Annotated in this window: 13 protein-coding genes and 1 pseudogene; 7 read left to right on the top strand and 7 right to left on the bottom strand. The window is 74.2% G+C overall.

Annotated features, from left to right (window positions below; genetic code table 11):
• Positions 1-113: 113 nt before the first annotated feature.
• Positions 114-1,457, bottom strand: coding sequence for an NAD(P)/FAD-dependent oxidoreductase (locus ABTZ03_RS00305; protein ID WP_350510577.1), 1,344 nt, complete (start codon positions 1,455-1,457; stop codon positions 114-116).
• Between the two features lie 65 nt (positions 1,458-1,522).
• On the opposite strand from ABTZ03_RS00305, the pseudogene ABTZ03_RS00300 reads away from it, so the two are divergent.
• The 3 genes and pseudogenes from ABTZ03_RS00300 to ABTZ03_RS00290 form a co-directional block, all read left to right on the top strand.
• Positions 1,523-1,732 (top strand): annotated as a pseudogene (locus ABTZ03_RS00300) (alkyl sulfatase dimerization domain-containing protein); the annotation flags it as partial.
• Positions 1,733-1,808: 76 nt separating this feature from the next.
• Positions 1,809-2,090 (top strand): alkyl sulfatase dimerization domain-containing protein, encoded by a 282-nt coding sequence (locus tag ABTZ03_RS00295; RefSeq protein WP_350510576.1) that lies wholly within the window; start codon positions 1,809-1,811, stop codon positions 2,088-2,090.
• A 33-nt stretch (positions 2,091-2,123) separates the two neighbouring features.
• The gene (locus ABTZ03_RS00290) at positions 2,124-2,888 is read left to right on the top strand and encodes an SDR family oxidoreductase (protein WP_350510575.1); all 765 of its coding nucleotides are present in this window, start codon (positions 2,124-2,126) and stop codon (positions 2,886-2,888) included.
• A gap of 25 nt (positions 2,889-2,913) precedes the next feature.
• Here the strand turns inward: ABTZ03_RS00290 and ABTZ03_RS00285 are convergent, their stop codons facing one another.
• Entirely contained in the window at positions 2,914-8,955 is a 6,042-nt protein-coding gene (locus ABTZ03_RS00285) for a WD40 domain-containing protein (protein ID WP_350510574.1), read from the bottom strand.
• 96 nt (positions 8,956-9,051) lie between these two features.
• On the opposite strand from ABTZ03_RS00285, the gene ABTZ03_RS00280 reads away from it, so the two are divergent.
• Complete coding sequence (locus ABTZ03_RS00280) at positions 9,052-10,254, top strand: ArsB/NhaD family transporter (RefSeq protein ID WP_502894357.1); 1,203 nt, start codon at positions 9,052-9,054, stop codon at positions 10,252-10,254.
• A gap of 53 nt (positions 10,255-10,307) precedes the next feature.
• Here ABTZ03_RS00280 and ABTZ03_RS00275 read toward each other — a convergent pair whose 3' ends face one another.
• The 4 genes from ABTZ03_RS00275 to ABTZ03_RS00260 all read right to left on the bottom strand — a co-directional run bounded on the left by ABTZ03_RS00275 (position 10,308) and on the right by ABTZ03_RS00260 (position 13,638).
• Positions 10,308-11,225, bottom strand: a complete 918-nt coding sequence (locus ABTZ03_RS00275) for an inositol monophosphatase family protein (RefSeq protein ID WP_350510572.1) — start codon at positions 11,223-11,225, stop codon at positions 10,308-10,310.
• Positions 11,212-11,856, bottom strand: coding sequence for a hypothetical protein (locus ABTZ03_RS00270; RefSeq protein ID WP_350510571.1), 645 nt, complete (start codon positions 11,854-11,856; stop codon positions 11,212-11,214). Before ABTZ03_RS00270 ends, ABTZ03_RS00275 begins: the two co-directional genes overlap by 14 nt.
• 5 nt (positions 11,857-11,861) lie before the next feature.
• Positions 11,862-12,815, bottom strand: a complete 954-nt coding sequence (locus tag ABTZ03_RS00265; RefSeq protein ID WP_350510570.1) for a hypothetical protein — start codon at positions 12,813-12,815, stop codon at positions 11,862-11,864.
• 127 nt (positions 12,816-12,942) lie between these two features.
• Entirely contained in the window at positions 12,943-13,638 is a 696-nt protein-coding gene (locus tag ABTZ03_RS00260; protein ID WP_350510569.1) for a response regulator transcription factor, read from the bottom strand.
• 101 nt (positions 13,639-13,739) lie between these two features.
• Here ABTZ03_RS00260 and ABTZ03_RS00255 point away from each other — a divergent pair, with 101 nt between their 5' ends.
• Positions 13,740-15,095, top strand: coding sequence for a DUF2079 domain-containing protein (locus ABTZ03_RS00255; RefSeq protein WP_350510568.1), 1,356 nt, complete (start codon positions 13,740-13,742; stop codon positions 15,093-15,095).
• Here the strand turns inward: ABTZ03_RS00255 and ABTZ03_RS00250 are convergent.
• Positions 15,070-16,518 (bottom strand): sensor histidine kinase, encoded by a 1,449-nt coding sequence (locus ABTZ03_RS00250; protein ID WP_350510567.1) that lies wholly within the window; start codon positions 16,516-16,518, stop codon positions 15,070-15,072. The two genes, ABTZ03_RS00255 and ABTZ03_RS00250, sit on opposite strands and share 26 nt — an antisense overlap.
• A gap of 169 nt (positions 16,519-16,687) precedes the next feature.
• On the opposite strand from ABTZ03_RS00250, the gene ABTZ03_RS00245 reads away from it, so the two are divergent.
• Both ABTZ03_RS00245 and ABTZ03_RS00240 read left to right on the top strand, forming a co-directional pair.
• Positions 16,688-18,067 (top strand): SGNH/GDSL hydrolase family protein, encoded by a 1,380-nt coding sequence (locus ABTZ03_RS00245; RefSeq protein ID WP_350510566.1) that lies wholly within the window; start codon positions 16,688-16,690, stop codon positions 18,065-18,067.
• Positions 18,068-18,200: 133 nt separating this feature from the next.
• Positions 18,201-19,406 (top strand): phosphatidylserine decarboxylase, encoded by a 1,206-nt coding sequence (locus ABTZ03_RS00240; protein WP_350510565.1) that lies wholly within the window; start codon positions 18,201-18,203, stop codon positions 19,404-19,406.
• Positions 19,407-19,428 lie beyond the last annotated feature (22 nt).

Genomic DNA, 19,428 nt, shown 5'->3' with positions numbered 1-19,428 from the left:
TTTCGGACGTGCTTTCGAGCTTTCGTGGCGGCCCCGCCGGGCCGCAGTGCGGTCCTCGCGAAGTCCCGTTCTTCCCGAGTCGAACCTGCCTGCGAGGACGCGGCCCGAGGGTTTCAGGGCGCGGGCGTCCCCAGGGGGCCGCCAGGGCGGGAAGGGGCGAGGACTCGGGACAGGAGCCGCGGGTCCGCCAGGGCCAGGGGACTTCCCGTCATGTGGAAGAGCTGGGAGAACGTGGTGTAGGTCCGTGGGTCGTGGGGGACGGTGTCGATCAGCCGGTTCAGGAACCAGTTGGCGGACTTGACCGTCCAGGCCGTTCCCGACCGCTCCCAGGCCCGATCGGGAACGGTCGCCATCAGCCACGGGAGGGCGGTGACGCGGGCCAGTGCCCGCTGGAAGCCGTGTCCGTCGAGCGGGGCCCGGCGGCGGAGCGTCCGGTCCAGGAGCCGGGCCTCCAGGGCGGCGACGGTCATGCCCTGCCCGTAGGCGGGGTTGAAGGCGCACACCGCGTCCCCGAGGGCGATCAGCCCGGTGGGCCAGCGGGGCAGCCGGTGGTAGGCCGTCCTGGAGTTGAGGGTGCGGGCGTAGCGGCGCACCGGGGAGGCGGGGGTGAGGGAGGCGATGGTGTCGCCGATCGGGCTGCGCAGCGTGCGGGCGTAGTCCAGGAACTCGTCCTCGTCCCGGGGCAGTCGGGTGCCGCCGGCGCCGTGCAGGGTGACGTGGAGCGTGTCGTCCTCGATCTGGATGGCATAGCAGCCCCTGGGGAAGTCGGGGGCCCGCAGCGGTTGCAGGAGGCCCATCCACGAGGGCCGCGACCGGCCTTCGGGGTAGGTGTAGGTGCGGGAGGCGTATCCGATCCGCGCGTCGACCACCGTGGCACGGGGACGGGGCAGGCCGTGGCCGGCGAGCCACTGCGGCAGGTGGGAGGAACGGCCCGAGGCGTCCACGACGAGGTCGGCGCCGATCTCCTCCTCGCCGTCGTCGCCCGCGACGCGGACCCCGCTGACCTCGCCGGGGCCGCCCGTGCGCAGACCCGTCACCGTCAGTCCGTCCAGGACCGTGACGGGCTTCAACTCCGCGACCCGGCCGCGCAGTACGTGCTCCAGCAGGGGCCGGGAGAGGGTCTGGATCGGCATCCCCATGCGCAGCGGCGGTGGCGTGCCCCCGGGCAGCGCGGCGCACAGTCGCTCGCCCCAGTCCCACACCGGTGCGCCGGCCCGCTCCAACTCCGCCCGCAGCCCGCGGAAGTGGCCCTCCAGCACTTCGGCCCCCAGGGCGAGGAGGGCGTGGACGTGGTGCGCCTGGGGCACCCCGGGCCGTGGCGCGGGCCCGCTCGGAAGCGTGTCCCGCTCGATGACGGTCACGGTCTCGGCATGGTCCGCCAGTACCCGGGCGGCGGTGAGGCCCGCCACGCCCGCTCCGATCACCACTGCGCGCCCGATCCGGGTGCCATCAGGCATATTGCCCCCTCGTGTCACGGGCCAGCGTCCCCTGTTCGTGGTCGAATTCCCAGCTCGGCCGGCCGATGTCCGCCGAAAGACGCACTGTGTGCGGAACGGTGCGAGTTCCGATCGAGGATGCAATGCGCTGGGAAGGAAGTGACCAGCGGTACATGGGCTGGTACGACGGCAACCCGGCCAACCTGTGGAAGCTCCCGCCCACCCCGGCGGCCGTCAACTACCTCCAGGCCATGGGCGGCGCCGCCACGGTGGTGACGCTGGCCCAGCAGGCCTACGACACGAACGACTACCGCTGGGCCGCCGAGCTGCTCAACCACGTCGTCCTCGCCGCCGGCGGGCACCGGTGCCCCGGTGCCCGCCGACGTGCTGGCTCGGGCCAAGGACCTCCAGGCGCGGACCCTGACCCAGCTGGGCTACGGCGCGGAGAACGGCACCTGGCGCAACGCCTACCTCAGCGGCGCCTGGGAGCTGCGGACCGGCCACGCCCAGCGGCCCACCTCGACCGGCGCGTCCGACCTGGTACGCAGCATGGACCTCTCGCTGTTCTTCGCCGCGATGGCCAAGAGCATCGACGGCCCCACCTCCGCCGCGCACGGGACCGGGACGGAGGCCGCGCCGCCGCCATGGTCTTGACCAGTGCCACGTGCGGTGTGATGGGCTGTCACCATGACGGAGACTGCAACCCGGGCCGGTGCGGTGGCACTGGTGACCGGGGCGAACAAGGGCATCGGCTACCAGATCGCCCTTCAACTGGCCGAACGCGGGCTGACGGTGGTGGTGGGCGCCCGCGACCCCGAGCGCGGCCGGGCCGCCGCCGACGAGCTGCTGGCCGCCGGGGCCGACGTGCACCCGGTGACGCTGGACGTCACCGACCCGGAGACCGTGCGGCAGGCCGCCGGGTGGATCGGTGAACGGTTCGGGCGGCTGGACGTGCTGGTCAACAACGCCGGCCAGGGCGACGACCCGGGGCACCTGCCCAGCGCCGCCGACCTCGAAGCGGTCCGTGGAATCTTCGAGACCAACGTCTTCGGTGTGCTGACGGTCACCAACGCGCTGCTCCCGCTGCTGCACCGCTCCGCCGCCGCGCGCATCGTCAACGTGTCCAGCGGACTGGGCTCGTTGACCATGCAGAGCTCCCCGGACAGCCCGCTGTACCGGGTGCCCCCCACCGCCGCCTACCCGGCGTCCAAGTCCGCGCTCAACGCGCTGACCGTCCAGTACGCCCACGAGCTGCGCCCGCACGGCATCCTGGTCAACGCCGTGACGCCCGGCCCCTGCGACACCGACCTGACCAGGGATCTGCAGGACGCCGGGTTCAAGGTGGACCGCACCGCCGCCCAGGGCGCGGCCGTCATCGTGCGGCTGGCCACCCTGGGCCCGGACGGCCCGAGCGGCGGCTTCTTCGGGGAGGACGGCCCGCTGCCCTGGTGACGGCCGGGACCCGAACGGCCGGTGGTCAGAGCGGCGCGTCCAGCGGGAGCCGGCGGATGCCGGGCAGGTCGGTGTCGAGTTCGCCGGGCTCGAAGCGGCACATGCCGACGGCGTGCCAGAACTCCCCGGCGAGGTCGCCCTCGTACTTGTAGCCGCCGTCCGGGCCGATCGCGGCCCAGCCGGTGGGGGTGGCGAGCAGGGTGGCCCGGAGGACGGCGGGAGAGCCGGCGCCGGGAGAACCTGCGGCGGGGGAGCCCGCGGCGGGGACGGTCCAGAGCCGGACGGTGCCGTCCTCCGAGCCGCTGGCCAGCAGGGTGCCGTCCGGGCTGAACTCCAGCGCCAGGACGCGGCCGGTGTGGCCGGAGAGCAGGCCCGCCCCGGCGCCGGTGCGCGGGTCCCACAGCCGGATCACCCGGTCGTCCCCGGCGGTGGCGAGCAGACCGCCGCCGGGGTGGGCGGCGGCGGTCCACAGCCGGCCGGTGTGCCCGGTCAGCTCGTGCCGGGGCCGGCCGTCGGCCCAGACCAGGGCGCGGCCGTCCCAGGAGGCACTGGCCAGCCAGGAGTCGTCCGGGGCGAAGGCGACGGCGTAGACGCGGTCGGTGTGGCCCTCCAGGGTGCTGTGCAGGCGGCCGTCCGAGAGGGTCCAGAGCCGGACCCTGCCGTCGTCGCACGCGGTGGCGAGCTTCTCGCCGTCGGCGCCGAACGCGATCGAGCGCACCCGGCCCCGGTGTTCGGCGAGGGTCACGACGTGGGCGCCGGTGGAGCGGTACCAGATCCGGACGGTGTCGTCGTCGTTGGCGGTGGCCAGCAGGGTGGCGTCGGGGCTGAAGGCCTCGGCCCAGACGTGCTCGGTCTCGACGTCCAGGCGCCGCTGGTACTCGCCGGTCGCCGCGTTCCACAGGAACATGTCGCCGTCGTTGCTGGCGGTCGCGAGGACCGGCCCCGACGGGCCGAACTCGGCCGAGACCAGCCGGTTGCTGCGGCCGGTGATCTCCCGGACCCGGCGGCCGGTGGCCGGGTCCCAGAGGCGGACCGTCCCGTCGTTGCCGGCCGCGGCGAGCAGGTTCCCCGTGCTGTTGAAAGACAGCGCGCCGACCCGGCGGCCGTGCCCGCGCAACAGCCGCCGGCTCTGCCCGGTGGCGGCGTCCCAGAGCCGGACCGCGCCGTCGTTGCCACCGGTGACCAGCAGCGTCCCGGAGTCGGAGCCCTCGGGGCCGCCGTGCGGGCGGAACTGGCAGGCCCAGACGGACCCGTGGTGCTCCTGCGGCTGGCGGCGCAACAGGACGGCGGGTTCGCCGTCGCCGCCGCCGGTGCCGAGCTGCCAGACCCGGACCGCCCCGGAGCTGTCCCCGGCGGCGAGCAGGCCGCCGGGCCCGGCTCCCTCCGGCCCGGTGTGGAAGGCGACCTGGTACACCGCGCCGTCGCAGCCGGTGAGCCGCCCGGCCGGGGCGTCGGCGGCGGTGTCCCAGAGCCGGACCTGACCGGTGGTGTCGCCGCTGGCCAGCAGCGGCTGTTCGGGGTGGAAGGCGAGGGTGTAGACGCGGCCGGTGTGGCCGGTGAGGGTGCGGCGCAGGTGCCAGCCGGCGGTGTTCCACAGCCGGACGGCGCCGCCGGTGGTGGGGTGCCGCCCGCCGAGCGGGGTGCCGCCGGTCGGGTCTCCGCCGTCGCCGGTGGCCAGGAGGGTGCCGTCGGGGCTGAACTGGGCGCGGTAGACCGGGCCGTGGTGGCGGCTGAGGGAGGTGACGAGCCGCCCGGTGCCGACCTCCCAGATCCGGACGTCCCCGGCGGCGTCGCCGGTGACCAGCAGGGTGCCGTCGGGGCTGTACACGGCGGTGTACACCGGGGCGGTGTGGCCGGGAAGCCGGTGCAGGGGGCGGCCCCCGGCGGGGTCCCAGAGCGTCACCGTGCCCTCGGCGTCGCCGGTGGCGAGCAGTCGGCCGTCCGGGCGCAGGGAGACCGGCCACACGCCGTCCGGGTGCACCTCCAGCCGGTGGCGGCAGGCGCCCGAGACCGGGTCCCACAGCCGGACGGTGCCGTCGGCACTGCCCGTGGCGAGCACGCCGTCGGCGAACTTCACCGCGTACACCCGGCCGACGTGGTCGCGCAGGGTGCGCAGCGCGGTGCCGGTGAGGGCGTCGCAGACCAGCACGGTCCCGTCGTCGCTGCCGACGGCGAGCAACTGGCCGTCCGTGCTGAACGCGACGGGCTCGGGCAGCCGGCTGGTCCGGGCGCTGAAGCCGTACGGCACGCCGACCTCGGAGGGCCGGAAGCCGGCCTCGACGGGGAGGCCGGGGGCGACGGCCGCGACGCGCAGTTCGGGGGTGGCGAGCAGCGCGGGGTCGGTGTCGGCGGAGATGACGGCGGCGCGCTGCCAGTGGCCGCCGGTGACGCGGGCGCCGCGCAGGTCGGTGCGGATGAGGCGGGCGCGCCGCAGGTCCGCGTCGGACAGGTCGGCGTCGGACAGGTTCGCGGCGGAGAGCCGGGCGCCCACCAGCCGGGCGCCGCGCAGCACGGCGCCCGACAGGTCGGTGCCGACCAGTCGGGCGTCGGTGAGGTCGGCGTGGCTGAGGTCGACGCCGGAGAGGTCCCGGTGGGAGAGGTCCTCGCCGACCAGCAGGGCGCCGCGCAGGTCGGTGCGGGAGGGCACCCGGAGCCGGGCCAGGATCCGCAGGGCGTTGGCGCGGGCGACCTCGTCGTCGGGGGCGGTCCGGCGCGGGACGCGCAGCCGGCCGATGGCCCGGGCCGGTTCCGGGGCGGGGGCGGCCAGGACGCCTTCCGCCCACTCCTGGCAGAGCCGGTGGTCGGCGAGGTCGCACAGGAACTCGACGGCGAGGCGGCTGAACCGCGCCCGGGTGAGCAGTCCGCCGTCGGGGCGGCCGCCGGCCGGGGCCGCGGTCAGCCGGACGGCCGCCTCCCGGGCCACCAGCCACTCCATGACCGAGCTGTGGATGAACTCGAACATCCCGTCGTCGGTGCGCACCAGGAGGCTGCCGGAGCCGACCGCGTGCGCGGTGTGCGCGGCGGACTGGCGGGCGTCCGCGAGCGGGGTCAGGGTGCCCGCCAGGTCGGTGAGTTCGTCCAGCGGCAGGGTGTCGCGACCGCTCTCCCAGAGCCGGACGGCCAGTTCGGTGACGGCCGCCCACAACTGGTCCAGGCTGAGTCCGGGGGCGGAACCGGGACCGCCCCGGCCGCGCCGCTCCTCGAACTCCAGCCAGGCGCTGAAGACCTCCTGGTAGAGCCGGGCGGCGCTGAGTGCGCGCCCGGCGCTGGCCACCGAGCGGAGCCGGTTGTGGGCGAGTTCGGCGACGAAGCTGAGCAGGCGGGGGTTGCGGCACAGGGTCAGGAGGTCGGGGATGTCCTGGAGCAGGCGCAGCCGGCGCTCGGCGACGGCCTCGTCGCCGTAGCGGTTGACGAGGTAGCTGCGGATCTGGGCGGGGGTGAACTCCTGGAGGTCGAGCAGTTCGCGCTGCGGGTGCAGGCGGACGGCCTCGCCGAGTGCGGTGAGCACCTGCTGCTGGGAGCGGAAGTGCTGGGTGCGGCTGCTGACCACGATCTTGGCGCTGTCCACCGAGGCGTCCAGCAGGACCCGCAGGTGGTCGGCGGCGCGCTCGTAGCTGACCCGGTTCACGAGTTCGTCGAAGCCGTCGAAGAGCAGCACGATCCGGCCCTGGCGGAGCATGTAGCGGAAGGCCCGCAGGTCGATGGTGTCGATGCCGTGGCCGGCCAGGTGGGCGGCGACCAGCTCGTCGAAGGAGTGCGCCCGGTCGAGCGCCTGGAGCTCGATGAACAGCGGCGTCAGCTGCGGCAGTTCGATCGGGATCCGGCGGGCGAGCTCGCGCAGGGCGAAGGTCTTGCCGTGCCCGAAGTCGCCGAGCAGCAGGACGAAGCGGCCCTGGTCGCCGTCGAGCCGGGCCAGCAGGTGGTCCACCAGGGCGTCGCCCTCGGTGGCGGAGTCGTGGTCGAGCCGGCGGAAGCGCTGCGGGAGGTAGAGGCTCGGCGGGTACCGGTCGTCGGAGCGCAGCCGTTCGCCCTGCGCGGCCACGTAGTCGTGCAGGTCCAGCAGGCCCTGGAACTCGACGAAGCTGCGCAGCCGCACGCCGCGCCGGCGGGCGTGGTCGCGCAGCCCGCGGCCGGGCGGTGCGCCCTCGTAGACGAGTTCGGCGTCGCCCCCGGTGCCGGCGGGCGCCGCCGACTCGGCGGCGTGCACCTGGGAGATGAAGCGGTCGATGTCGTCGGCCTGCGGGGTGCCGAGGCAGACGGCGACGCGCTGCTGGCGCACGAAGCCGGACTCGTTCCAGGTGACCAGGAGTTGGGGCAGCGGGCCGTCGACGGAGCGCAGTTGGGCGCCCTGGTGCCGGGTGCGGCACACCTCGGCGACGCGGGCGGTGAGTGCCTCCAGCGGGGAGGCGAGCTCCCGGACCTCGCGGTCGGGGGTCTCGACGGGCGGGGTGGCGGCGGCCGGGCCCGGCGCGGGGCCGAAGGCGCGGTGGGTGCCGTGCCACGGGCGGTCGAGGTGTTCGTGGGAGCTGCCGGACGGGCCGGGCCAGCGGGTGAGGCCGTCGGGGGTGAGCCGGAGCAGCTGGTGGGTGCCGGGCGCGGCGACCCGGGCGACGGTCAGTTCGCCGTTCGGGACGGGCAGGGCCGACACCGCGGTGCGGCCGTCGGTCGGGCCGTGCAGCAGGAGTTGGAGCCGGGGCGCGGTGAGCCGGGTGAAGCGGTCGAGGTCGCGCAGCGCGCCCGGGTGCCGGCCGGCGCCGGAGCCCGCGGCGGTGCCGGTGCCGGTGGCGGCGGTCCTCGACGGGGCGGTGAGCGGGTGGGACAGCGCGCCGATCCGCAGCCAGCCCTCGGCCTCGTACGGTCGCAGGGCCTGGGCGAACCAGGCGGCCTGCTCGGGGCCGAGCCAGCCGTACTGGTCGTCGGGCCGGTGGCTGTGGGCGAGCGAGGAGTTGAGTCCGGCGATCACGGTGCCGAGTTCGGGCACGGGGAACAGCGTCCACGGCTGGTCGCTGTCGAAGACCGTGTCCAGGCCCTGGTAGAGCTCCTGGAACAGCCGGGTGTAGTGGCGCCACTTGGGCCAGTACGGCGGGCGCGGCGGCTGTTCGTCGGCCTCGCAGGTGTTGAAGTAGGCGCGGGAGGCGGCGAGGCTGACGTCCTGGGGGCCGGGTACGACGGCGACCCGGTGCGGTTCCAGGCCGAGCAGGGTGCGCAGGCCGGTCAGGAAGGCGAGTGCCTGGTCGCACTCGCGGGGGCTGCCGGAGGCGGTCAGGTCGCCGGTGACGACGAGCAGTTCGGGGGCGGGCGCACCGCCGTCGGCGAGGGCGACCAGGTCGCCCCAGATCGCGGCCTGGAGGTCGACCGGGTCCTGACCGCGGCCGAACGCCGGACCGGCCAGCTGCAGGACGGTGACCGAATCGCGCCCGGTGCGGTCCTGCGCGGCGGGCGGGAACTCGGGCCGGGCGGACGGGCGCCGCCGCCCGCTCCAGCCGGTCAGGCCGATCGGGCGGACCAGCGGCGAGGGCGCCAGGGCGCCGTCCGGCAGGTAGGTGGCGCCGGTCGGCGGCCCGGCGGGGGCTCCGCCGCCCGGGCCGCCGGGGAAGCCGGGCCGCAGCCGCGGCCGGGCGTGGCCGTCCAGCGCCTGTTCGATCCGGGCCAGCAGCAGTCGGCGGGCCCGCTCCGGGTCCCCGACGCCGGCCAGGTCGACGTAGGAGATCATGGCCAGCAGGCCGTCGACCGCGATGTCCTCGATCCGCACGGTGATCAGCCGCCGTTCCGGGGCGTCCGGATCGGCCCGCAGCGCGGCCTGCCACTCCAGCCGGCCGTAGCGCGAGCGCGCGTAGTGGCTGGACAGCAGGGCGATCACGGCGGCGGACTCGGTGATCCCGCGGTCCATGAAGTCGACGAAGTTGGTGCCCGGAACGAAGTCCCAGGCCTGGAGGAAGGTCCGGTACCCGGACTCCTCCAGCGTCCAGGCGATCCAGGTGGCCCATCGTTCGTCGGCCGGCGAGTAGCTGATGAAGAAATCGAGCGGCCCGGAGGTGTCCCCGTGGTCGGCGTCAAGCGCTCCCATGCGCCAATTTTATGACAGTTCATCAGCTCTTGGGGAGGGTGCGACGAGCCCGGTCGGGCCGGGACGGTGGCCTGTCCGGACCCGGACCGGCGTGCGATGCTACTGCCCGTGTTGTTCCTGAGGCGTCTGGAAGTGCTGGACTGGGTGGCCGCCGGGCTGCTCGCGTGCGGGTTGGCCTGCGTGGCGAGCGGGTTGCTGCCGACCGCGTCGGCCGGGGCCGCGATGGCCCGGATCGGGCCGCTGCTCGGCTTCCTCGCCAGCGTCATCGTGCTCGCCGAACTGACCAGCGCCGCAGAGGTGTTCGACTCCGTGGCGACCTGGGTGGCCCGGGCCGGCCGGGGCAGCTACACCGCGCTGTTCGTGCTGTGCGTGGCCTTCGCCTCGCTCACCACCGTCACGCTCAACCTGGACACCACGGCCGTGCTCCTGACGCCGGTCATGCTGGCGCTCGCCGGACGGGTGGGGATCGCGCCGCTGCCGCTCGCGATGACCACGGTCTGGCTCGCGAACACCTCCAGCCTGCTGCTGCCCGTCTCCAACCTGACCAACCTGCTGGCGGCGGACCGGGTCGCGCTCTCCCCGGCCGGCATGGCCCGGGTGATGTGGGCACCCCAACTCGCCGCCGTGGCCGTGACGATGGCCTGCCTGTGGGTGTTCTTCTGGCGGCGCGGCCGGCGCGGCGCGGACGGTTACCGGCCGCCGCTGCCGTTGCGGCCGGCCGATCCGGTGCTGTTCCGGATCTGCGCGGCCTGCTGCGGCGTCTTCCTGCTCGCCGTGCTGCTGGCCGACCTGCCGCTGTGGCTGGCCTCCAGCGCGACGGCCGCCGTCGCGGTGGTGGCGTTCGCCGTCCGCCGCCCGGCGGAGCTGCGGCCCTCGCTGGTGCCGTGGCGGCTGCTGGTCCTGGTGCCGGGCATGTTCCTGGTCGTCCAGACCGTCGACGCGCACGGGCTGCACCACCTGCTGGAGAACGCGATCGGCACCGACGGCGGCGCGGCCGGGCAGTTCCGGGCCGCACTGGCCGGGGCGGGCCTGTCCAACGTGCTGAACAACCTGCCGGTCTACCTGGCCGGCGAGGCCGCCGTGCCGGCCGGCAACCACACCCAGCTGCTCGCGCTGCTGGTCGGCACCAACGCGGGCCCGGTGATACTGCCGTGGGGCTCGCTCGCGACGCTGATCTGGTACGAGCGGTGCCGCTCCTTCGGCGTCAAGGTGCCGGTCGGGCGGGTCACCGCGGCGGGCGGCGTGCTGGCCGTCACGGCGGTGCTCGCGGCGACGGCGGCGCTCGCGCTCACGGCGTGACGCGGGTGCCGCGCGGGCGGGCCACGGCGTGACGCGGGCGCCGCGTCGGCGGGTCACGGCATGCGGTCCGCCCGTGCGACGAGGTCTAGCAGGTGGCCGATCGCCTCGGGGCGCCCGGCGACGAAGCTGCGGTCGGTGTCCCGCTGCCCGATCCGGTGGCTGAACTCGCCGCCGTCCAGGCGCCGGACCGCCAACCCGGCCTCGGCGGCGAGCAGGCTGCCGGCCGGCAGGTCGATCTCCTCCGGCCGGTAGCCGACGAAGCCGTCGATGCCCCCGTGCACCAGCATCGACCAGGTGAGCAGCGGGGCCCACAGCTGGAGCAGCCGCCGGGAGCCGCCCTCCAGCGCCGTCCGGAGCCCACGGGCCGTCGGGTCGTCCCTGGCCACGCCGTGCCCCTGGGTCCAGGCCAGCACCGGCCCGGCCGCCGGCCGCCGGTACGGCTGTCCGGCGATCCGCCCGTGCGGGCCGTACGCTCCGCAGCCGCGCCGCGCCTGCCAGGTCCGGCCGGTCACCGGGTCGTGCACGACGCCCACCACCGGCTGCTGTCCGACGCACAACGCGATCCCGACCACGTAGGCGGCCAGGCCGATCACCACGTTGTTGCTGCCGTCGAGCGGATCGATCAGCCAGGTCCGGTCCGGCCGGTCGCCGTCGAGCAGACCGGCCTCCTCGGCGAGGATCCGGTCGTGCGGGTAGCGCTCCCGGATCCGGGCCACCACCAGGCTCTCGGCCAGCAGGTCGAGGTCGGTCACGACGTCGCCGCGGTCGCCCTTGGTCCGGACGGTGTGCTCCTGCTGGAAGCGCGAACGCAGCAGCGCACCGGCCTGTTCCGCCGCCTCCACCGCCGTCCGGCACTCGGCGGCGAACCCGGCGCCCGGGCCCGGCGGTCCGGCCGGGTCCCCGCTACGGCCGCCACCTCCGCTGTGTCCGCCGTGCCCGCTGTGCCCGAGGTGCCCGCTATCCCCGCTCACGGATCCTCCTCGCGCAGGTCCGGGCGAGCCGGGTGGTCCGGTCGGGGTCGCAGGTCCGGCGCACCGTCCGCCACGCGGGGGCGTGCACCGGCCCGAGCATGAGGTCCCGGCCGTCCGGCAGGGACCGGGCGAGGACCAGCGTGGCCGCCGGGACGCCCTCGGGCACGACGGTCGTGTGGAACGTCCCGGCGGCCAGGGTGTAGGTGTCCCCGCGGGCGCTGGTGTGCCGGGACTCGACCTCGCTGTGCACCAGCCGCGAGGTCGGCCGCACCCGGTCCACGCCCGAGCGGTCGCTCTCGACCACGAAGAGCCGGTGCGTCGGCCGCTCCAGCGTGTCGGACACCCGGATCCGGGTGTTGCCGATCCGCCCGTACAGCACGCTGCTGGTCAACTCCCAACTGTGGCAGTGCACCAGCGACTCCGGTGGGCCGCCCGGCTCGAAGACGTGCACGCACACGCCGAGTTCGCCCTCCCGGAGCACCGGCAGGCAGTAGAAGCCGAGCGGGTGCACCACGGCGCTCAGCGGGCGGGCGCCGGAGGCGATCTCCTCCAGCTCCCGGATCACCAGTCCGGGCAGCGCGGGCGCGGCCGCGGTGCGCCCGGCCAGCCGTTCCAGCACGGCGAAGTCCATCAGTGTCACCTCCGGTACGGGTTCTCCGCCCGCAGCGCCTTGTCGACGACGTCGCCGACGTCCCGGTCCGTCAGGTCGGTCGGCAGGGGCAGCCCCAGCCGGTCGAACAGCCGCCGTACCTCCTCGACGGTGGGCTCGTCGCCGAGCGGTTCCGCGTCGCGGAGGTCGAGCTTGACGGCCTGTTCGCGGTAGTGGTGCAGGTCGGTGACGTAGTAGTCGTAGAGCGGCCGGCCCTTCTCGACGTACAGGCTCACCCGGCTCGGGTCGTCCTGGGTGACGATCGCGCAGGAGGCCGAGAGGTCGTAGCGCAGGGTCGGCACCACCGAGGAGAGGTGGACGTCGATCTCCAGGGTGTCCAGCCGCTGGCGGTACCAGCAGGCGGCGAGCACGGTGGCGAGCGACTCCTTGCGGGTGCGGCCGGTGGTCCAGGGCTCGCCGTCCGAGGGGCGGCCGAAGCTCTGGCGGAAGCGGGCGTAGGCCCGGCAGGCCCGCTCGTCGGCGGGGTGCACGATGTCGATCTTGACGGTGAGGGCGCGGCGCCGGTGCTGGGCCTCGCGAACGCACTCGGGGAGGGTCACGGCGCGCAGGTACGTCCCGGTGCCGCCCTTGAACACCCACCGGTCGGTGTTCTGCCGCGCCCGGGCGAGCGCCTGCTCGACCTCGGAGCCCGCCAGTTCGCGGATCGCCGTCATGTCCTCCAGTGCCCGCCTCGTCCCGGCCATCGCGTCCTGGATGTCCGCCGCGCGGCGCCTGCGGTCCGCGAGCGTCCCGTACACCAGGGCGGCCAGCACCAGGAGGGTGGCGCCGGAGACGACCCGCTCCGGGACGACGTCGCCGAGCAGGTCGAGCACACCGACGACCACGGCGCCGGTGAACGCCACGACGCCGTCCGAGTTCCTGATCGCCCAGGCGAGCGCGCGCTCCAGACGCCGTCCCGGCTCAGCCCTGATCCCGGCCATCGCCCCCCCCTCCGACCGCTTTCATGGTAGGGCCGGGGACGCGTCAACTGCCATAGGGCGGTGGCTCTTCGGCGACCTGACCGGGCACGATGGCCGGTATCCGGCGGCGCCGACGGCGCACGGGGGCTCAGTGCGCGAGCCGGCCGGGGCGTCGCAGCGGGACCAGGCGGTAGCCGACGCCGCGGACCGTCTCGATCTCGCACCGGGCCGCCGCACGGGCGAGCTTGCGGCGCAGGGCGGAGACGTACACCTCGACGATGTTGAGGTCGCCCCGGAACGCGCTGTCCCAGACCGCGTCCAGGATCTCCCCCTTCGGGACCGCCTGGTCGGGCCGGCGGGCCAGGCACTCCAGGACGCCGAACTCCTTGGCGGTCAGCCGCACCTGCTCCCCGGCCACGGTGCAGCGCCGGGCGGCCGGGTCCACCCGGAGGTCGCCGACCTCCAGGACGGCCGGGCGCCCGGCCCCGCCGCGCCGGAGCAGGGCGCGCAGCCGGGCGGTCAGCACCACGTGGGAGAACGGCTTGCTGAGGAAGTCGTCGGCGCCGGAGTCCAGTGCCTCCGCCTCGTCGTACTCGCCGTTCTTCGCGGTCAGCACCAGCACCGGCACCGGGTTCTCGGCCCGGCGCAGTTCCTCGCAGACCCGGAAGCCGTTCATCCCGGGCAGCATGAGGTCCAGCACCACGGCCGCGTAGCCGCCCGAGGCCGCGTGGGCCAGACCGCTGACGCCGTCCCGCGCCACGTCGACGGCGTAGCCCTCGGCTCGCAGCCCCTGGCTGAGCGAGCGCGCCAGCCGTTCCTCGTCCTCGACCAACAGGAGTTTCACCAGGGCAGCGTAGTCCAGGCCCCGGCGCACCGGCCGGAGTCTGAAAGGATCTTCAGCTTGCTTCAGGAAGCCTTCAGCGCGGCTTCCCTACGGTCTCGGCCGTGTCCAGACGATCGATCCCGTACCTGCTCGCCGCCGTGCTCTGCGCGCTGTACTGCGCGGTCTCGGTGCCGCGCCAACTCCGCTTCGAGACCTACGGGTTCGACCTGGGGATCTTCGAGCAGGGGGTGCGCGGCTACGCCGCTCTGGGGCCGCCGGTGTCGACCCTGAAGGGGACCGGCTTCAACCTGCTCGGGGACCACTTCAGCCCGGTGATCGCGCTGCTCGCCCCGGTGTACCGGCTCTTCCCCGGCGCGGTGACCCTGCTGGTCGCGCAGGCCGTGCTGCTCGCCGTCTCGGTGGTGCCGGTGACCAGGCTGGCGATCGAGGTGTACGGCCGGGTCGGCGGAACGCTGCTCGGCGCGGCGTACGGGCTGTCCTGGGGGCTGTGGGCCGCGCTGGAGTTCGACTTCCACGAGGTGGCCTTCGCGGTCCCGCTGGCCGCCTTCGCGGTCGAGGCGCTCGCCCGGGACCGGGCGGTGGCGGCCGCCTGCTGGGCGCTGCCGCTGCTGCTGGTGAAGGAGGACCAGGGGCTGCTGGTGGCCGGTGTCGGGGTGTACCTGATGGCGCGACGGCACCGGCGGCTGGGGGCCGCGGTGGTGGTGACGGCCGTCGTGGTGACGGCGGTGGTCGTGCTGCTGGTGATCCCGGCGCACCATCCGGACGGGCGCTACGCCTATGCCGACGCGGGGGAGTGGGACGGCGGCGATCCGCTCTCCCGGCTGCTGCTGCCGGGGACGAAGTGGTGGACGGTGCTCGCCCTGCTGGCCCCCACGGGGTACCTGGCGCTGCGCTCCCCGCTGGTGCTGCTCGCGGTGGCGCCGCTGGCCGCCCGCTTCTGGGCCGTCAACCCGCTCTACTGGGGCACCCGGTACCACTACAGCGCGGTCCTGATGCCGGTGCTCTTCCTGGCCTTCGCGGACGGCCTGCGGCGGATCGGCCGGTGGTACGCCGGTTGGCTGCGCCTGGCGGTCCCGGTGCTCGCGCTGCTGGTGGCGGCCGTCGCCCTGCCGGTGCCCCCGCCCGGCCCGGCCGGTCTGCGGATCACCGAGGCGCGGCAGGTGCTGGCGGTGATCCCGGACGGTGCCCGGGTCGCGGCCTCGAACGAGCTGGCGGCGCAACTGACCAGTCGCTGCACGGTCTCGCTCTTCCCCCGGCTGACGCCCCCGGGCACCAGCGGGCCGTGGGCCCGACCGGTCGCCGAGTGGGTGGCCGTGCTGGACCGCCGCGACGAGGGCGGCGGCGACTCCTCACCGGCCTCGGTCGAGGAGCGTGACGCCGTCGCGGGACTCCCGGCCGCCGGGTACCGCGAGGCGGCCTCCGGCGGTGGGATCACGGTGTACCGGTGGGCAGGCTGACGACCAGCTCCGCGCCCCGGCCCGCCCGCGGTTCGACCGCCCGCGCCGTCCCGCCGAGCGCGGCCGCGATGCTGCGCACCAGCGCCAGCCCGAGGCCGGCGCCGCCGTCCGCCCGGTCCCGGGACTCGTCGAGCCGCACGAACCGTTCGAAGACCCGCTCCCGGTCCGCGGCCGGGATGCCCGGACCGTCGTCGGCGACGACGAGCACCGCCCGACCGTCGACCGCCCGCAGGGAGACCAGCACCTCGTCGGTGGCGTGCCGCACCGCGTTGTCCAGCAGGTTGCGCAGCAGTCGGCCGAGCAGCAGCTCGGTGCCGGGGACGGTCACCGGATCCAGCGCGGTGGCGAGCACCCGCGGCCCGCCGGGGAAGCAGCCGCGCTCGGCCACCTGCTCGGTGACCAGGTCGTCCAGGTCGATCCACTCCGCGACGCCCTCGCCGACCCGCTGCTCATCGGTGCGGGCGAGCAACAGCAGGTCGTCGGCGAGGCGTTGGAGGCGCTCGGTGTCCGCGAGCGCGTCCGCCGCCACCTCGGGCCAGCGGGCCTGCTCCGGGTGCGCCAGCGCCACCTCCAGCGAGTTGCGCAGCACGGCGATGGGGGTGCGCAGCTCGTGCGAGGCGTCCGCGACCAGCCGGCGCTGCTCGCTGACGGCGTGGTCCAGTCGGCCGAGCGTGGCGTTGGTGGTCTCCGCGAGCCGCGCGATGCCGTCCCGCCCGGGCGGCACCGGCACCCGCTCGTGGAACGCGCCGCCGCCGATCCGCGCCATCCGCCGGCGGATCGCCTCCACCGGGCGCAGCGCGAGCCCGGTGACCAGCCAGGCGACGGCGGCGACGAACAGCGAGGCGCCGGGCACCAGGTACCAGCCCAGGATGCGGGTGACCAGCTCCGAGGCACGGTTGGCCATGGTGTCGTCGACCATGACGTAGAGGGTGAGCTGCTGCGGGGGTCGGCTCGCACCGAACAGTGCCGCCAGATCGGCGGACGGGACCGTCCCGGTCGTCCGGCAGATGAAGGTGGCCGTCCGCTCCGGCCGGCCACCGCCGCGCGCGGAGGCGGGCACCGGCAGCTCGACCCGCCGGTTGACGAACCGCGGGGCGCCGGGCGGCAGGGACGGCAGGTCGACGACCTCGGAACGGGTCAACCGGTCGGACTTGGCCCACGTGCCGTCCTGGAACAGCACGACGTACGCGGAGTCCTGGTACCCCGGCAGCGGCGGCGGGCCGTTCCAGCCCATGCCGGCCGTGATCGCCTCGTCCAGCAGCGCCGTGTCGCCCGCGGCGCGGGCCTCGGCCGCCGGCAGCCACTGCCCGCGCACCGCGTCGCTCACCCACACCGTCGCCAGTCCGAACGCCAGGACCGAGGCCAGCGCCGAGGCGATGGCCGCCCGCATCCGGACGGACAGCCGCCGCAGTCCCACGTCCACCGGGCCCCCTTGATCCACCGCCTCACCGGTCGCTGACGCTACCCGAGCCCGGTGGACAGCCTCCGCACGGGCCTCCGCCGGGTGCGGCAGCAACTCGTGCCACCTCGATGACCACCCGGCCGTCGTGCCCTTGGATGGCACCAAGCACCTTTACGAACAAAGGAATCCCATGGGACGTCAGGTCAGATCACGGCTCGCCCTCCTGACCGTGGCCGGAGTGCTCGCCACGGCTGCGCCGGCCTGGTCGCCGGCCGCCGCCGCGACGCAGAAGTGGAACTCCCCGGCCCGCGTCGACGGCTCCTGCCCGCCGGCCGAGGACGCCGCCGACGCCGCCGGGCCCGCCGACTTCCGGCGGCGCGCCCACCACGCCGCGCACCCGCACCGGAAGCCCACCCGGCCGACCCGGGTCGCCACCTTCGGCAACGGCCTGATGGCCCGCGGCCGGACCGAAGGGGCGACCTTCCACGACCGGACCATCCGCATGGTCGCCCACACCTCGGTGTCCGGCGCCCTGCCGCGGGTGCGGCTGAGCAACCTCTACGGCGGCTCGCCACTGACCGTCGGAGCCGTCGACCTCGCCCGGCAGAGCGCCACCGCCGGCACGGCCGTGGACGGCACCCACCGCACGGTGACGTTCGACGGCTCCAGCACCGTCACCATCCCCGCCGGACAGGACGTCCTCAGCGACCCGGTGCCGATGGACGTGGACGCCGACCAGGACCTGCTGGTCAGCGTCTACCTGCCCGAGAGCCCCGCCGGCGCCGACACCTGGCACCAACGGGCCCTCGACACCACGTGGATCTCCACGACCGGCAACCACGTCACCGACGACGGCACCGGCAACTACCCCGCCACCAGCCGGCAGTGGTTCGTCCTGGCCGGTCTCGACGTGGCCTCGCCGACGGCCACCGGCACCCTGGTCGCCGTCGGCGACTCCATCACCGACGGGGTCGGCTCCACCCCGGGCGCCAACCGCCGCTGGCCCGACGACCTCGCGCGCCGCCTGGGCGCGAGCGACGGCGGGGCCACCCGCGGCCTGGTGGACGCCGGGATCGGCTCCAACCGGATCCTCACGGACGCCGGCACCGACGGCTTCAACAAGTCCCTGATCAGCCGTTTCCGGCACGACGTGCTCAGCCGGCCGCACGTCAAGGACGTCATCCTGCTCGAAGGCATCAACGACATCGGCGACAACATCGGCCCCGACGGCACCGGCCCGCTGACGGCGACCGACCTGGAGAACGGCCTGCTGGACGTCATCTGCCAGGCGCACGCGGCCGGAGTGCGGATCACCGGCGGAACGATCCTGCCGTTCCAGGGCGCCAAGTACTACACGACCTACGGCGAGCAGATCCGCGAGGCCGTGAACCGGTGGATCCTGACCAGCGGAGCGTTCGACGGCGTCATCGACTTCGACCAGGCGATGCGCAGCTCCGACAACACGCTCGCGCTCGACCCCGCCTACGACTCCGGCGACCACCTCCACCCGAACGACGCCGGCTACCAGGCGATGGCCGACACGGTCGACCTCGGCGCGTTCCTGCCGTAGCCGTGCCGCCACGCGGAGGTGGTTTCCAGACGAACGGCGTAGCTGCGGGCGCGGTTCTCCACGGGTCGGGACGTACTGGTCGGGAGGGTGCGACAGCACCCGGGGGATCCCACCGCACGGAAGGAAGCCCGACGTGGCCTCGCAGAACATCAAAGAGTTCAAGGAAAAGGTCGAGAAGCTCTACGATGACGAAGAAAGCGATTTCAGAAAGAAATTCGACGCGGCGATCAGGGGGTTGACACCGCCCACGGTGTACCCGGACTCGGACGTCTACAAGGACTGGCGGGGAGCGACCGGAAAGACCCTGGCCGAATTCTTCGTCGAATGGTACGACTGGGGCTGGAAGCAGCCCATTTCCGACGGGCTGAAGTACATCCGGAAATTCAGCTGGATCAGTTACGAGAACGCTGCCGGGCTCGCGTTCGTGACCAGCGCGTCAGGGCGTGACGTGCTGGCCGACTTCACGCAGCTGCAGGGCCGTCAGATGGACTCCCCGGATTCCGAGAAGCTGGTCCTGCAGTGGATCGACGAACTCGGCCCGAAGCGGATGGCCGACTTCAAGAAGGGGGACTGGTCGACCCTCAACAAGTTCTTCATCAGGGAACTGAAACCCGGTAAGCGGCCGATCGACCACCCCGAAGACCCCAGCGTCGTGACCGCCCCGACCGACTGCATCGTCAACATGATCGTCGACAATCTGGCACCCGACACGCCGCTCCCGATCAAGGCGGCCGTGACCATGAGCGTCAGCAGGCTGCTCGACGGCTCCGAGTACGCCGAGAAGTTCATCGGCGGCACGGCCGTGTCGTGCATCCTGATGCCCGACACCTACCACCGCTACCACGCCCCGGTCGGCGGCGAGGTGGTCGAGTCCCGCGACGACATCGGCGGCGTCTACTACGGGATCCGGGACTTCCCCGACCTGCTCAACAAGGGGAACGTCGGCTACGGCTACGACTACAGCCTGTTCGAGGACTTCCGGCGCGGATACGCCATCATCAAGACCCCGTACGTGGACCACAACGGGGATCCGGACGGCGAGGGCTACGTGGCCCTGGTGCCCGTCGGCCTCAACTCGATCGGCTCCGTGCGGTTCCGCGATCCGTTCCGGAAGATCACGGCGGATTCGGCCCCGGTCGCGGTGAAGAAGGGCGACGAGATCGGCTACTTCCAGTACGGCGGTTCACTGAACATCCTGCTGTTCGAGGAGAAGCGGTTCCCCGCGCTCCAGCTGCTCCTGGGCCAGCGCATCGGCGTCCTCCAGGAGGTCGCGCACACCGAACGCCACTTCGAGCGCTACGTCCGCCCGCTGCCCGGCGGCGTCGCGCCGACGTCCTGACCTCCCTCCCGGAACGGAAGGT

Source organism: Kitasatospora sp. NPDC096077 (assembly GCF_040303245.1).
Taxonomy (GTDB): domain Bacteria; phylum Actinomycetota; class Actinomycetes; order Streptomycetales; family Streptomycetaceae; genus Kitasatospora.
This window is presented reverse-complemented; position numbering and strand designations above follow the sequence as displayed.